Below are 13,528 nucleotides of genomic sequence, written 5' to 3'. Positions count from 1 at the left end.
CCGTCCCTGGGGAGGGGTCTGCCATGACCACGGCGTCCGCGGTGTCGACGACGTATCTGGAGCTGTCGCAGGAGGGCGGCGGCGCCCACAAGTTCTACGAGGTGACCGTCGACGGTTCGGTGGTGACGGTGCGGTACGGAAGGATCGGTGCCGCGGGGCAGACCCAGACCACGACCTTCGCGACCGCCGAGAAGGCCAGGGCGGCCGCCGCGAAGAAGGTGGGGGAGAAGGTCCGCAAGGGCTATGCCCCGGCCGTCCAGGGGCAGCGCGCCCCGCGCGCGGTGACCCGGCGTCAGGTCAGCTCGGCCCCGTCCACCGCGCGGGCGGTGGCGCCCGTGCTGTGGCGGTTCCGCACCGGCTCCTCGGCGTTCGGCATCCATGTCGACGAAGAGCACTGCTGGGTGGGCAATCAGGCGGGTGACGTCTACACCCTGGGACACGACGGTGCCGTCCTCGCCCGGTTCAGCCTCCCGGACGGAGTGAAGTGCCTGGTCGCCGACGACTTCTGGATCTACGCCGGCTGCGACGACGGCAAGGTCTACGACCTCTCCTCCAAACTGCCCTTCGCCGCGTACGACATCGCCGCCGACGTCGACATCTTCTGGCTGGACATCCACGAGGGCGTCCTGAACGTCTCGGACCGCGCCGGCCGGCTCACCGTCATCGACCACGAGGACGAACACCAGTGGGCCCGCCGCAGCCAGGGCGAACACGCCTGGATGGTCCGCGCCGACGACCGGGCCGTCTACCACGGCCACCACAGGGGCGTCACCGCCTACGCCCCCGACGGCGGCGGCGAGTTGTGGCACACCGCCACCAACGGCAGCGTGCTGTTCGGCTGGCAGGAGGCCGACGCCGTCTACGCGGGCACCGGACACCGCGTGGTCCAGCGGCTGTCGAAGACGACCGGCGCGATCGAGGCGACGTACGCCTGCGACAGCGCGGTCTACTCGTGCGCCACGTCCCCGGGCGGGCGGTTCGTCTTCGCCGGGGACGCCGCGTCGTCCGTCTACTGCTTCGACCGGGACGGCACGCGCCTGTGGAAGCTCGGCACGGGCGGCGGCTCGGCGCTGTCGATGCAGTACCGCGACGAGCGGCTGTACCTGGTGACCACCGACGGCTCGCTGGTGTGCGTCGACGCGAGCGAGACGGCCATCGCCGCGGCCCAGCAGGGCACGGTGCCGGTGGCACGCGACGTCAAGCTCGCCGCCGCCCTGCCGACCTACGCACCCGCCACCGCCGTGGCCGCGGTGGCCACCGTCGAGCGGGCTCCCTCGGGAACCGTCGTGGTCGAGTGCGTGCAGGAGGGCGGCCGGCTTCGGGTGCACGTGGTGTCCGAGGGCTACGACCCCTCCTGGAAGGTGCAGTTCCCGCGCGCGATACGCCAGCCGGGCGCCCGCTACGTCGTGGACGCCCTGCACCAGGCGGCGGGCGGCTTCTACCGGGTCCGCGGCGACATCCGCCGCCTGCTGTGAGGCTCTGCTCCGATCCGTGAAGTGCCCAGTCGGCCTGGGGCCCCAGCCTGCGGCCCTGTGGGTCAGGGGCGCGCCACCGCCGCCTCCGCCAGCACCTCCCGTGCCACGGAGAGCACCTCGGCGCGGTCCTGCGGTACCAGACCGATGCGGGTACGGCGGTCCAGGAGGTCGGACTCGTCCAGCGCGCCCTCGTGCAGGACCGCCCACAGCAGTTCCGCGCGGGTGACCGGGTGGCCCGGCAGCACCGGCTCGGCCAGGGCCGGGTCCTGCGCCGCGAGGGCGTGGACGGCCTCGGCCTCGACGCCGTAACGGCGGACCAGGCGCCGGGGCGCCGACAGGGTGCGCAGCCGGGCGGGTGCGGCGGCGCCGACCAGCGGCAGTGCGGCGGTGGGGGAGGGGGCGGCGGGAAGGCCCCGGGCGGCGGTCGCGGCGTCCACGGCGTCCTGTGCCATCCGCCGGTAGGTGGTGAGCTTGCCGCCGACGATCGTCGTGACACCGTCGGGGGAGGCCAGCACCGCGTGCCGGCGGGAGATGTCGGAGGTGCGCGCGGACGCACCGTCCCGGCCGTCGTGCCCGGACGTGTCCAGTAGCGGGCGCAGTCCGGCGAAGGCGCCGACGACCTCCTCGCGGGCCACCGGCGCGTCCAGGACCGAGCCGAGCACGTCCAGCAGGAAGCCGATGTCCGTCTCGGGTACCTCCGGGACGTCCGGGATCCCGCCCTCGACCGGCTCGTCGGTGAGGCCGACGTACACCCGGCCGTCGCCCTGGGGCAGGACCAGGACGAAGCGGTTGGTCTCGCCGGGGACAGGGATGTGCAGGCCGGCCGGCAGGGCGCCGAGCCGTTCCGAGCGCAGGACCAGGTGGGTGCCGCGGGAGGGCCGGATCCGGATGTCCTCGACGAGGCCGCCCGCCCAGACCCCGGCCGCGTTGATGACCGCGCGGGCCCTGATCTCGCCCTCCTCGCCGGTGTGTTCGTCGCGGATCCGGGCGCCCGTGCCGGTCAGCCGCAGCACCCTGACCCGGGTGAGTATCCGCGCGCCGTGCGCGGCGGCGGTCCTGGCCAGGGCGGTGACCAGCCGGGCGTCGTCGGTCACCCTGCCGTCCCAGGACAGCAGTCCGCCGCGCAGCCCGGCCGCGCGCACCGAGGGCGCCAGGTGCCGGGTCTCCGTGGCCGACAGCCGGCGCGGCGCGGGCAGCACCTGGCGCGGGGTCCGGGCGGCCATCCGGAGCATGTCCCCGGCACGGAACCCGGCCCAGGCCAGCGAGGCCTGGGCCTTGGACACCAGCGGGGTCAGCGGCAGGACGAACGGCTGGGCGGCCACCAGGTGCGGGGCGGTCCTGGTCATCAGCACCCCACGTTCGACCGCGCTCTCGTGCGCGACGTCGAACTGTGCGGAGGCCAGGTAGCGCAGCCCGCCGTGGATGAGCTTCGAACTCCAGCGGGAGGTGCCGAAGGCGAGGTCGTGTGCGTCGACCGCGACGACGTCCAGCCCGCGTGCCGCCGCGTCGAGTGCGGCTCCGGCTCCTGTGGCGCCGAGACCGACGACCAGGACGTCGGCGACCCTGCCGTCCGCGGCCTCGGCCAGCTCCCGCCTGCGGCGGTGGGCGCTGAGGGACGAGCCCGCGTGGGACCTGGTGTGGCTCATGGCGTGAGGGTCCTCTCCAGGAGGGTGCGCAACTCGGCGAGGAAGGCGGTGGAGTCGAGCTCCGGATCGTCCTCGTCGGTCATCGTGCGCAGGGACAGGGTGAAGGACTGCACCGTCAACAGCAGGGCACGGGACTGCCGTTCGACATGGCCGGGGCGTACCGACCCGTCCGCGTGGCCCGCTCGCACCGCGTCGGCCAGCAGGATCAGCAGTGCCTCCTGGCTCGCCCCGCGCCGGTCGAGTACATACGGCAGCAGCAGTTCCGGATCGACGTCGATGATCTTGCGGAAGAGCGGGTGGGCCCGGAAGGCCTCGACTCCGGCCACCAGTCCGTCCACGATCCGGGTGCGCGTGTCCGTGCCGTCGGCGGGCTCGGGGATCGCCCGGGTGGCCACGTCGATCCACTCACGGGTCATCAGGTCGCCGACTAGGGTCCGCAGGTCCGGCCAGCGCCGGTAGAGCGTCATCCGTGACACGCCGGCGCGGCGGGCCACGTCGGCGAGGGTGGTGCGGCGGACTCCGACGGCCAGCACGCAGTCGCGCACCGCGTCGAGCACATGATCGTTGTCCGAGCCGTTGTGACGAATAGGCGTCATGTGTCACAGTGTAACGCTCCGGGGGCCGGGCGGAGCAGCCACCGTCAGCCCTGGGAACGGCCGCCGGCCGTCGCGCGCACCGAGCACACCGAGCACACCGACCTGTGAGGACGACCGTTCAATGGACATGCTGTGGAACGGCTGGGGCGACCCGGCCAAGGCGGCACCGCTGCCCGACTCGGTGACCGGCCTGCTGCGCGACCTGCTCGGCGTCAAGCCCCGCACCACCCCCGCCCTCTCCCTCGAGGACATCCGCCTGCCCGGCACCACGGCCGCCCCGGCCGCGCTCAGGGCCCTCGCCGAGGCCGTCGGCGGCGACGACCACGTCCGCACCGACAGCGAGAGCCGCATCCGCCACACCCGCGGCAAGTCCACACCCGACCTGCTGCGCATCCGCACCGGGGACTTCTCGGACGTCCCGCAGGCCGTGGTCCTGCCCGCCTGCCACGAGGAGGTCCTCGCCGTGCTGCGCGCCTGCGCCGCGCACGGCCTCGCCGTCGTCCCGTTCGGCGGCGGCACCTCGGTCGTCGGCGGACTCGCCCCCCAGCGCACCGCGTTCATCGCCCTGGACCTGCGCCGCATGAACGCTCTGCTCGACCTGGACCCCGTCTCGCGCACCGCCGTCCTCCAACCCGGCCTGCGCGCCCCCGAGGCCGAAGCGCTGCTCGCCGGACACGGCTTCACGCTCGGCCACTTCCCGCAGTCCTTCGAATGGGCCACCATCGGCGGCTTCGCCGCGGCCCGCTCCAGCGGACAGGCCTCCGCCGGCTACGGCCGCTTCGACGAGATGGTCCTCGGCCTGACCGTCGCCACCCCCGAGGGCACGCTCGAGACGGGCCGCGCCCCGCGCTCCGCCGCAGGCCCCGATCTGCGCCAGCTGATCCTCGGCTCGGAGGGCGCCTTCGGCGTCATCACCTCCGTCACCGTACGCATCCGCCCGCTGCCGCAGGAACGGATCTACGAGGGCTGGCGGTTCGCCTCGTTCGAGGAGGGCGCAGCCGCCCTGCGCAGGCTCGCCCAGGACGGCCCCCGGCCGACCGTGCTGCGGCTGTCCGACGAGACCGAGACCCTCATCGGCCTGGCCCAGCCCGACGCCATCGGCGGCGACCTGACGCAGAGCGCGGCGGGCTGCCTGGCCATCACCGGCTACGAGGGCACGGCCGAGGACACCGCGCTGCGCCGGGAGCAGGCGGCGGCCGTCCTCACCGCCTGCGGCGGCACCCTCGTCGGAGCGGAACCCGGCGAACGCTGGGCCCACGGCCGCTACTCGGCGCCGTACCTCCGCGACGCCCTCCTCGACGTCGGCGCCTTCGCCGAGACCCTGGAGACCGCGGCCTTCTGGTCCCGCATCCCCGACCTGTACACGGCCGTACGCACCGCGCTCACCGACACCCTCACCGAGGCCGGCACCCCGCCCCTGGTCATGTGCCACATCTCCCACGTCTACGAGAACGGCGCCTCCCTGTACTTCACGGTCGTCAGCGCCCAGGGCGAGGACCCGGTGGCCCACTGGACGCCCGCCAAGCACGCCGCCAACGAAGCCGTACTGGCCGCCGGCGGCACCATCTCCCACCACCACGGGGTCGGCACCGACCACCGCGACTGGTACGTCCGCGAGGCCGGGCCGCTCGGCATCTCGGCGCTGCGCGCCGTGAAGCGCCGCCTGGACCCCGAGGACCTGCTCAACCCCGGCGTCCTGCTCCCCGCCGACTGACCCCCTGATACGACTCGTCCACCAGTCCGGCCGACCCATCAGATCCGCCTGCTTCGGAGGCACACCGATGCGACAGTTCACCGCCGTCGTCAACCCCACCGCGGGCGGCTCCACCGGGGCGGCGACCCTGCTGCACCTGGCCCGGCTGCTGCGCGAGGCAGGAGCCGAGCTGGAGACGGAGTACAGCCACAGCCTCGCCCACGCCCAGGACATCGCCCGCCGCGCCGGCGAGCGCGGCAGGATCGTGCTGGCCGTCGGCGGCGACGGGATCGCCGGCGGCATCGGCGGCGCGCTGAGCGGCACCGGAACCGTCCTGGGCCTGGTACCCGCGGGACGCGGCAACGACTTCGCCCGCGCCCTGAACCTGCCCGCCGACCCCGCCGCACTCGCCGAGATCCTGCTGCACGCCGAGCCCCGGCCCGTCGACACCATCGAGGTGGAGTCGGCCGTCCACAAGGGCACCGTGGTCCTGGGCAGCGTCTACGCCGGTGTGGACGCCGTGGCCAACCGGCACGCCAACCACGCCCGGCTGCTGCGCGGCGCCGCCTCCTACTACGCGGGCGGCCTGCGCGCCGTCACCACCTGGCGGGCGGCCGACTACCGCGTCACCGTCGACGGCGAGGAGCACACCCACCGCGGCTACACGGTCGTCGCCGCCAACTCCCCCTACTACGGCTCCGGCCGGCTCATCGCCCCCGACGCGCGCGTCGACGACGGACTGCTGGACGTGGTGATGATCCGCGAGGCACCGCGCAGGCTGTTCTTCGCCCTCATGAACGAGCTGACGACGGGCGCCCACATCCACCGCCCCGAGGTGCGTGTCCTGCGCGGCAGGGAACTGCGCATCGAGGCGAACCGGCCCGTCCCCTACGGCGCCGACGGCGAGGTCGACGCCACCCTCCCGGTGACGGTGCGGGTACGGCCCGGAGACCTGCCGGTGCTGTACCGACCGCCGGCCAGCGGGAGGTGACGCGGCGTCGGTGCAGGACGGGCCGGGCTTGGGTAGGGGAGGAGGACCCGGCCGGGCGCGCCGGGGGAGAGGTGGTCGGTCATGAGGCTGGAGCCTGCCGAGGGCGTGGTACAGGCGGTCGTCCTGTACGACGGACGGCTGCTGCTGGTGGCGGACGGTGACGCGTGGACGCTGCCGTCGGGCACTCCGCAACCGGCCGAGCCGGCCGAGGCCACCGCGGCGCGCGTCGTCTACGAACTCACCGGCTACCTCGTCGACGGCACCGAGTCCCTGGCCCCGCACGACACGGCCCCGGTGGACGGGGCGTCGGCGGTGGTGTGCCAGCTGCTGAGCGGGTCCCCGTCGGACGGAGCGAGCCTCGCGCCGGAGCAGGTGCGCTGGGTGCCGATCCCCGAGGCCGCCGACGCCGTGCTCCCGGCAGCCGTACGCGCGTACCTTCAAGGACACACGCCCGTATGAGCCCGGCCGGGCCCGCGGTCAGCGATCCGCCGGGGGATCCGGTACACGGGGCTGCGGGGCTCCTACGAGGCGCACCCTGTCCGACCGCTGTGTCACCGACCGTTTCCTTCCCGACAAGGCCATCGATGTGATGGACCAGGCCGGTGCGCGGGTACGGCTGCGCGGCGTGGGGCGCTCCACGGAGATCGTCAGCCGCGAGGACCGTATCGCCGGACTCCGCCGTGAACTCGAACAGGCCGTCTCGGGCGAGGACTTCGAGAAGGCTGCGGAGCTGAAGCGGGAGATCGCCGAGGTGGAGGGCGAACTCGCCGGCATCGGGGGGATTCCGGTCTCGCAGCTGACGGAGAAGGTGCGCCGCCGGCCGTACGGCGTGGTGTTGTTCGACGAGGTGGATAAGGCGCACCCGGACGTCTTCAACACGCTCTCGCAGATCCTGGACGACGGCCGGCTGACCGACGCCCAGGGCCGTACCGTCGACTTCCGGCACTGCGTCGTCATCATGACGTCCAACATCGGCGCGCACCGGATCCTGGTCCTCAACCGGATCGATGGCATCATCGTCTTCCACGGGCTGACCGAGGACGACCGGGGGAAGACCGTGGACCAGCTGCTGGACCGGAGCAGACACCGCGTCCACGCCCAGGGCATCGCACTGGAGGTCACCGAGGCGGCGAAGAAGCTGCTCGTCGCGCACGGTCACCAGCCGGAGTTCGGCGCCCGGCCGCTGCGCCGCACGATCCAGGCGGAACCGGACAACCGCGTCGCCGGCCTCCTGCTCGGCGGTGAGGCGGGGCCCGGCGACACCGTCGTCGCCGACGTACAACACGACTCACTGCACTGCACGGTGCGCCAGGGCAGCGGCTGCGGCGAGCCTGCCGTCTAGAGGGGCTGACCGTCCCCGATCGACACGACCACCGCGCTCGACGGGCCGTCCGGTGTGTCGAAGTGCACCGAGTCACCCGCGCGGCACCCGAGCAGCGCACGGCCGAGCGGGCTGTCCGAGGTGACCAGGTTCTGGTCGAAGGCCTCGGCGACCTCGCCGATCTGGAGTGCCTCCTGCGAGCCGTCGGGGAAGCGGACGGTGACCGTACTGCCCACGCCGACCTCATCCGTGGGGGGAGGCCCGGCCACGTCCGCTTGGCGCAGCCGCTCGGTGATGTCCTCGATACGGCGGTCCAGACGGCCGAGCTGATCGACGCGCCGCAACTCGTCGGCCTGGTCGGCCTGGTCACCCACACCGGCGCTGTCGCGCAGCGAGCCGGCGACGAGCCGGCGCTCGTCGCGCAGATCGGCCAGCTCCCGCTCCAGCGCATGACGGGCCGTGGCGCTGATCGGCTTCGGGTCACCGGCCATTCCGGCTCCTCTGGTCCAGGGGAGGATATTCATGAGTCGGACATTTTATGCATCTTATCAACGAGGGCGGTGAGTGGAGAGGTGATCAGTCCGGATATGGCGTATTCATGGATAGTCCGTCCGTATCGCTTTCCTCTCCCTCAGGAGGTTCCCATGTCCTCGAAGCGACGCCGTAAGAAGAAGTCGCGACGCGGTCATGCCGCCAACCACGGGAAACGGCCCCAGTGCTGATGCGCCGGCCTCATGCCCGCGACTGCCTGGCCGCCGAGGTGAGGGACATGTCCGCGTAACGGTCGCCCGCCACCTGGCCCGCGATCGGCTGCAGCAGGGCCGACTCCTCGGCGCTCAGCGTGATCCTGGTGGCCGCGGCGTTCTCGAGCAGGCGGCTGCGCCTACGGGTTCCGGGGATCGGCACCACGGTCAGACCGGGCATCTGCGCCCGCTGCTGCACCCAGGCAGGACCCGGTCAAAAAGCCCCGGCCGAGCGGCGAGTACGCAGCGAACGGCGCGAGGAACTCCTCGTTGGCGCCGACGCCGTACATGTCGACGGTGTGAGGACTGGCTCCAAACCACGGGGCAGTCCCTCGTGAAGTCCCCGCTCGCGTCGGTCACTCTCCGGCTCACGTGCCTGGCCGGCCTCGCGGCACCGTGCCCTCCGGCGCCGTCCTCGACGGCACGGCGAAGAACCTCTGCGCCGTCGCCATGGACGGCACACAGGGCATCCCGGCGGCGGTGGGCACGGGGGCGGTCTCGCTCGGAGCGGGCCGCCGTCAGGGGTGGATCTTCTGCTGTGCGGCGAGCATGGCGACGAACTTCTGGATGCGCGCCGCCCGGGTCTCAGGTTTCTTGGCGTCCTGGATCCGGTAGAGGATCGCGTACCGGTTGCGGCTGTCGAGGGCGGCGAAGAAGTCCCGCGCCTCCGGTCCGGCGGCCTCCAGGGCGGCCCGGAGGTCGTCGGGCACCGTGGCCGCGGCCTGGTTCGCGTACGCCGCCTCCCAACGGCCGTCCGCCCGGGCCTTCTCCATCTCCCGCAGGCCGGCCGGTCGCATCCGGCCCTGCTCCGTGAGTTCGGTGGCCTTCTGGCGGTTCACCCTCGACCACTTGCTGCCCTGCCGGCGCGGGGTGAACCGCTGCAGCCAGTGCCGCTCGTCCAGCTTCTTCTTCTGCCCGTCGATCCAGCCGAAGCAGAGGGCGGACTCGAGTGCTCCCGCGTAGTCGACGCCGGGCAGCCCGGAGTCCTTCTTCGGGATCTTCAGCCAGACACCCCGCACCTCGGCGTGATGTTCCTCCAGCCACCTCTCCCACGCCTCCTGCGAGGCGAAGGCGAGGACCTGATCGGCCGCGTTCCGTGTCCCACCCGTCTGCGCTGCACCCGGCATGCGCCACATCCAAACCCACCCCGGTGGTGCGGTCAATCGGGCGCCCCGGCCGATTCCCGCGGACCCCGGGGCTTGAGGACGCGCCGCCGGGTTACCCGACCGGCATGGCGAAGCTGCATCTTCCCCGGCGCCACCACCACGGCGGCGACACGACTCCGGCGCCCCACGTACCGGCACCGGAGGAGGCCGGGCCCGACCGGCAGGTCGAGCGGGCCGCCCCCGACACCCCGGCGAAGCTCCCCAGGCGGGCCTGGGGAGCCGTGCTCAAGGGCTCGCTACGCGAGTTCCGGGACGACGAGCTCACCGACCGGGCCGCCGCCCTGACGTACTACGGGGTCCTCGCCCTGTTCCCGGCGCTGCTGGTACTGGTGTCGCTGCTGTCCGTCGCCGGCAGGTCGGTCACCGACAAGGTGCTGGCCGACCTCAGGCATCTCGCGCCCGGTTCCGCCCGGGACATCCTCACCCGGGCCGTGGAGCAGCTCCAGAGCCACTCCGGCACCGGCTCCGTCATGGCCGTCGCCGGCCTCGTACTCGCGGTGTGGTCGGCCTCCGGCTACGTGGCCGCCTTCATCCGCGCCGCCAACGCCGTCTACGACATGCCGGAGGGCCGCCCGGTGTGGAAGATCCTGCCGGTACGGATCGGCGTCACGGTCGTCCTGATGGTCCTCGCCGTGGCCAGCGCGCTGATCGTCGTCTTCACCGGCGGGCTGGCCCGCCACGCCGGCCAGGCCCTGGGAGTCGGCGACATGGCACTGACGGTGTGGTCGATCGCGAAATGGCCGGTGCTGGTCCTGCTGGTCACCATGATGATCGCGATCCTGTACTGGGCGACGCCCAACGCCAGGGTCAAGGGCTTCAAGTGGATCACCCCCGGCAGCGTCCTCGCGCTGGCGATCTGGATGATCGCCTCCGCCGGGTTCGCCTTCTACGTCGGCAACTTCGCCTCCTACAACAAGACTTACGGCACCATGGCCGGTGTCATCGTCTTCCTGGTCTGGCTGTGGATCAGCAACCTGGCGATCCTGCTGGGCCTGGAGTTCGACGCGGAGACCGTGCGGCAACGGGCCGTCGCCGGCGGCCATCCGCCCCGGACCGAGCCCTACACCCAGCCCCGCGACACCAGGAAGTGGGACGAGGAGGACGTACGCCGGCTGCACAGGACGTGACCCCGGCGCGGCGCCTCCCGCCCCCTCTCCCTCACGCCGCGTACCCGCCGTCCACCGCGAGTTCCGCGCCCGTCACGTACGCCGTCTCCGGTCCCGCCAGGTAGGCCACCGCCGACGCCACCTCCTCGGCCCTGCCGAACCGGCCGAGGGCGGTCATGGCGGCCTGGCCGGAGGCGAAGGGCCCGTCCGCGGGGTTCATGTCGGTGTCGGTCGGGCCCGGATGCACGACGTTCGCCGTGATCCCGCGCCCGCCCAGCTCACGGGCCAGTGCCTTCGTCAGCCCGACGACCGCCGACTTGCTCAGTGCGTACAGCGTGGCACCGGGGCCCGGCGTGTGGTGGGTGAGGCAACTGCCGAGGGTGATGATGCGTCCCCCGGGTGCCATCAGCGCGGCGGCGGCCTGGGCGGCCAGGAACACCCCGCGCACGTTCACGGCGATCAGGCGGTCCACGTCGGCGAGCGACATGCTCTCCAGTGGCTGCATCAGCCCGACGGCCGCGTTGTTCACGAGGACGTCCAGCCCCCCGAGTGCCTCGGCCGCACGGCCCACCGCGCCCGCCGCCTCCTCCGCGTCCGCGGCGTCGGCGCGCAGGGCCACCGCCCGTCGGCCCAGCGCCTGGACCTCCCGTACCAGGTCCTCAGCCGCTTCCTTCCCCTGCACAAAGGTCACGGCCACGTCCGCGCCCTCTTGCGCCAGCCGCAGTGCCGTCGCCGCACCGATGCCCCGGCTGCCGCCGGTGACCAGGGCCTTCTTGCCGTTCAGAGCTGTCTGTGAAGTCATGCCTCCATCTCACCGGCGGGGGGTGCGGAAGGCTGGCGGCGAACGGACCTCGACCTGGTGGCTGCGGGGGCGGGGAACTCGGCTCTGCCGGGGTGCGCCGGGATGAACCAGGCCGCTACACGTGATCGCCGTGGGCGTTCTCGACGCCGTCACCTCCGCACCGGACGCGCGCAGGGGACACCCGCGGCGCCGGAGCCGCCCGGGGCACCGACGGCCCCGCCCGACGAAGCGTCGAAGTACACCGTGTGGGTCACCATCGGCGAGCCGGACCCCTCCCTGCGCTTCTCCCAGCCGCACATGGCCATACCCGCGCTGCTCGCCGCCGCCGCGACCCCGACCCGCTCAGGGCGGCTCTGGACGCGGTGTACGCGGGCGTCGCCACGTATGGCGAGGAGTACCCGGCCCTGCTGCGGGAGGTGTGGTCGCTGTGCGACGGCAACCGCGCATAGCGGGCGGACCGTGCCCCCGGACGGATCTCAGGTGGTGTGCAGAGCCGATCGCAGGGTGCGGACGGCCAGGTCGATCGCGGCCTGGGCCGCGTGGGTGTCCCGCAGGGCGTTGAGCATCACGAAGTCGTGGATGATGCCCTGGAAACGCACGGCGGTGACCGGGACGCCGGCCTTCCGGAGCTTGTTGGCGTAGGCCTCGCCCTCGTCGCGCAGGACGTCGGCCTCACCGGTGATGACCAGCGCCGGGGGCAGGCCGGTCAGCTGTTCGGTGGTGGCGCGCAGCGGGGAGGCGGTGATCTGGGCGCGCTCGGCCTCGTCGGTCGTGTACTGGTCCCAGAACCACTGCATGCCGTCGCGGCGCAGGTAGCAGCCGGTGGCGAACTGGTGGTAGGAGGGCGTGTCGAAGTTCGCGTCGGTGACCGGGTAGAACAGCACCTGCTGCACCAGCGAGGGGCCGCCCCGCTCCTTGGCCATCAGCGTGAGCGCGGCGGTCATGTTCCCGCCGACCGAGTCGCCGGCCACGGCCAGCCGCGAGCCTTCCAGGTTCTTGGTGGCGCCCTGCTCGACGACCCACTGCGCGACGGTGTAGTTCTGCTCGATGGCGACCGGGTAGCGGGCCTCGGGGGAGAGGTCGTATTCCGGGAACACCACCGCGGCGTCCGTGCCGACGGCGAGTTCACGCACCAGGCGGCCATGGGTGTGGGCGTTGCCGAACACCCAGCCGGCGCCGTGGATGTAAAGGATCACGGGGAGGGTCCCGTCCGCTCCCGCGGGTTTGACGATCCGCGCCTGGACGCTGCCCGTCGGACCGCCGGAGACGGTGATCCACTCCTCGTCGACGACCGGCTTGTCGATGTCGCCGGACTGCACCTCGTCGAGCGTCTTACGGCCTTCCGCGGGCGGCAGCTCGAAGAGGAAGGGCGGGTTGGCGGTCGCCTTGGCGAACTCGGCTGCCGCGGGTTCCAGGACCGGCTGGACCGGCGCTACGGCATCGGACATCGCATCTCCTCGAAATCACCGGGCACTGGAAGATCGGGCGTACGGCCGGTGCATCCACCCTGCCCGGTTTCGCCCCGTTCCGCATGCGGTGAGCCCGGTGGCCGTAGACCGGTGCGGGGAGCCGCGCGACCCTTACGGTGCCGTTAAGGCCGGACTAACCGAGGGCTCAGGAAGCGGAGGAGGAACCCGGTAGCCCACCTGCGCGCGAACAACGCGACTGTCCGTGGCGGTTCGGGTCCGTTCGTCGTCGGACGCCTCAGTTGGCTCCCCGGTTGGCTCCCGGCAGCGCGTGCACTCCGCTGCCTCGCCAAACCTGTGCACATGGGTCCAGAGAGCCCTGCGTCCTAGGAAAGCAACCGTTAGGGTCTCATGGTCCACGGACAGTCCACGGTGCGCTGACCACCGCTTTAGGAGTTCGATCCCACGATCCCTGCGGGCCTGCTCGTCGCATCCGGGCCGCGCGTTCGACCGGCCTGCGCAACCTTCCCCTGCACGACACCGCCCAGAACAACGTCTGGCTCGAGATCGTCCAGATCGCCCT

General features: G+C 72.6%; 12 protein-coding genes and 2 pseudogenes. 7 read left to right on the top strand and 7 right to left on the bottom strand.

Going from position 1 to position 13,528, the window contains the following annotated elements; all coding sequences use genetic code 11:
* Positions 1–23 precede the first annotated feature (23 nt).
* The gene (locus ACZ7GZ_RS34440; protein WP_471030341.1) at positions 24–1,475 is read left to right on the top strand and encodes a WGR domain-containing protein; all 1,452 of its coding nucleotides are present in this window, start codon (positions 24–26) and stop codon (positions 1,473–1,475) included.
* Between the two features lie 62 nt (positions 1,476–1,537).
* On the opposite strand, the gene ACZ7GZ_RS34435 is transcribed toward ACZ7GZ_RS34440, so the two are convergent.
* A complete protein-coding gene (locus ACZ7GZ_RS34435) occupies positions 1,538–3,121 on the bottom strand; it encodes a glycerol-3-phosphate dehydrogenase/oxidase (protein ID WP_471030338.1) in 1,584 nt (527 codons plus the stop codon).
* Entirely contained in the window at positions 3,118–3,717 is a 600-nt protein-coding gene (locus tag ACZ7GZ_RS34430) for a TetR/AcrR family transcriptional regulator (protein ID WP_471030336.1), read from the bottom strand. Before ACZ7GZ_RS34430 ends, ACZ7GZ_RS34435 begins: the two co-directional genes overlap by 4 nt.
* Before the next feature lie 121 nt (positions 3,718–3,838).
* On the opposite strand from ACZ7GZ_RS34430, the gene ACZ7GZ_RS34425 reads away from it, so the two are divergent.
* From ACZ7GZ_RS34425 to ACZ7GZ_RS34410, 4 genes and pseudogenes are all read left to right on the top strand, one after another.
* Positions 3,839–5,431 carry an FAD-binding oxidoreductase gene (locus ACZ7GZ_RS34425; RefSeq protein ID WP_471030335.1) on the top strand — a complete coding sequence of 531 codons (1,593 nt, stop codon included), beginning with the start codon at positions 3,839–3,841 and terminating at the stop codon, positions 5,429–5,431.
* A gap of 67 nt (positions 5,432–5,498) precedes the next feature.
* Complete coding sequence (locus ACZ7GZ_RS34420) at positions 5,499–6,401, top strand: YegS/Rv2252/BmrU family lipid kinase (protein ID WP_471030333.1); 903 nt, start codon at positions 5,499–5,501, stop codon at positions 6,399–6,401.
* Between the two features lie 81 nt (positions 6,402–6,482).
* The gene (locus ACZ7GZ_RS34415) at positions 6,483–6,860 is read left to right on the top strand and encodes an NUDIX domain-containing protein (protein ID WP_471030331.1); all 378 of its coding nucleotides are present in this window, start codon (positions 6,483–6,485) and stop codon (positions 6,858–6,860) included.
* A gap of 76 nt (positions 6,861–6,936) precedes the next feature.
* A pseudogene (locus tag ACZ7GZ_RS34410) lies at positions 6,937–7,743 on the top strand (AAA family ATPase); the annotation flags it as partial.
* Here ACZ7GZ_RS34410 and ACZ7GZ_RS34405 read toward each other — a convergent pair.
* Positions 7,740–8,213 (bottom strand): GreA/GreB family elongation factor, encoded by a 474-nt coding sequence (locus tag ACZ7GZ_RS34405; protein ID WP_471030329.1) that lies wholly within the window; start codon positions 8,211–8,213, stop codon positions 7,740–7,742. The pseudogene ACZ7GZ_RS34410 and the gene ACZ7GZ_RS34405 sit on opposite strands and share 4 nt — an antisense overlap.
* A 153-nt stretch (positions 8,214–8,366) precedes the next feature.
* Between ACZ7GZ_RS34405 and ACZ7GZ_RS34400 the strand changes: the two genes are divergently transcribed.
* The gene (locus ACZ7GZ_RS34400) at positions 8,367–8,444 is read left to right on the top strand and encodes a 50S ribosomal protein bL37 (RefSeq protein WP_373305753.1); all 78 of its coding nucleotides are present in this window, start codon (positions 8,367–8,369) and stop codon (positions 8,442–8,444) included.
* Positions 8,445–8,454: 10 nt separating this feature from the next.
* On the opposite strand, the pseudogene ACZ7GZ_RS34395 reads toward ACZ7GZ_RS34400, so the two are convergent.
* A pseudogene (locus ACZ7GZ_RS34395) lies at positions 8,455–8,670 on the bottom strand (aldo/keto reductase); the annotation flags it as partial.
* 313 nt (positions 8,671–8,983) lie between these two features.
* Positions 8,984–9,592, bottom strand: coding sequence for a YdeI/OmpD-associated family protein (locus ACZ7GZ_RS34390; RefSeq protein WP_471030327.1), 609 nt, complete (start codon positions 9,590–9,592; stop codon positions 8,984–8,986).
* Between the two features lie 104 nt (positions 9,593–9,696).
* On the opposite strand from ACZ7GZ_RS34390, the gene ACZ7GZ_RS34385 reads away from it, so the two are divergent.
* Positions 9,697–10,758 (top strand): YihY/virulence factor BrkB family protein, encoded by a 1,062-nt coding sequence (locus ACZ7GZ_RS34385; RefSeq protein WP_471030326.1) that lies wholly within the window; start codon positions 9,697–9,699, stop codon positions 10,756–10,758.
* Between the two features lie 31 nt (positions 10,759–10,789).
* On the opposite strand, the gene ACZ7GZ_RS34380 is transcribed toward ACZ7GZ_RS34385, so the two are convergent.
* Positions 10,790–11,539: an SDR family oxidoreductase gene (locus tag ACZ7GZ_RS34380; protein WP_471030325.1), complete on the bottom strand. Its 750-nt coding sequence runs from the start codon at positions 11,537–11,539 to the stop codon at positions 10,790–10,792.
* A gap of 476 nt (positions 11,540–12,015) precedes the next feature.
* Positions 12,016–12,987, bottom strand: a complete 972-nt coding sequence (locus ACZ7GZ_RS34375; protein ID WP_471030323.1) for an alpha/beta hydrolase — start codon at positions 12,985–12,987, stop codon at positions 12,016–12,018.
* Positions 12,988–13,528: the final 541 nt, after the last annotated feature.

The sequence above is a fragment of the Streptomyces sp. NPDC037288 genome, from assembly GCF_055603265.1.
Note: the sequence above shows the minus strand (reverse complement) of the source record. Positions and strands in the feature narration are given on the sequence as shown.

What these genes read in the sequence shown, in the direction of transcription:
- ACZ7GZ_RS34380 (WP_471030325.1), bottom strand. Translation starts at nt 11,539, where the DNA reads ATGACTTCACAGACAGCTCTGAACGGCAAGAAGGCCCTGGTCACCGGC.
- ACZ7GZ_RS34435 (WP_471030338.1), bottom strand. Translation starts at nt 3,121, where the DNA reads ATGAGCCACACCAGGTCCCACGCGGGCTCGTCCCTCAGCGCCCACCGC.
- ACZ7GZ_RS34430 (WP_471030336.1), bottom strand. Translation starts at nt 3,717, where the DNA reads ATGACGCCTATTCGTCACAACGGCTCGGACAACGATCATGTGCTCGAC.
- ACZ7GZ_RS34405 (WP_471030329.1), bottom strand. Translation starts at nt 8,213, where the DNA reads ATGGCCGGTGACCCGAAGCCGATCAGCGCCACGGCCCGTCATGCGCTG.
- ACZ7GZ_RS34400 (WP_373305753.1), top strand. Translation starts at nt 8,367, where the DNA reads ATGTCCTCGAAGCGACGCCGTAAGAAGAAGTCGCGACGCGGTCATGCC.
- ACZ7GZ_RS34440 (WP_471030341.1), top strand. Translation starts at nt 24, where the DNA reads ATGACCACGGCGTCCGCGGTGTCGACGACGTATCTGGAGCTGTCGCAG.
- ACZ7GZ_RS34425 (WP_471030335.1), top strand. Translation starts at nt 3,839, where the DNA reads ATGGACATGCTGTGGAACGGCTGGGGCGACCCGGCCAAGGCGGCACCG.
- ACZ7GZ_RS34385 (WP_471030326.1), top strand. Translation starts at nt 9,697, where the DNA reads ATGGCGAAGCTGCATCTTCCCCGGCGCCACCACCACGGCGGCGACACG.
- ACZ7GZ_RS34375 (WP_471030323.1), bottom strand. Translation starts at nt 12,987, where the DNA reads ATGTCCGATGCCGTAGCGCCGGTCCAGCCGGTCCTGGAACCCGCGGCA.
- ACZ7GZ_RS34390 (WP_471030327.1), bottom strand. Translation starts at nt 9,592, where the DNA reads ATGCCGGGTGCAGCGCAGACGGGTGGGACACGGAACGCGGCCGATCAG.
- ACZ7GZ_RS34415 (WP_471030331.1), top strand. Translation starts at nt 6,483, where the DNA reads ATGAGGCTGGAGCCTGCCGAGGGCGTGGTACAGGCGGTCGTCCTGTAC.
- ACZ7GZ_RS34420 (WP_471030333.1), top strand. Translation starts at nt 5,499, where the DNA reads ATGCGACAGTTCACCGCCGTCGTCAACCCCACCGCGGGCGGCTCCACC.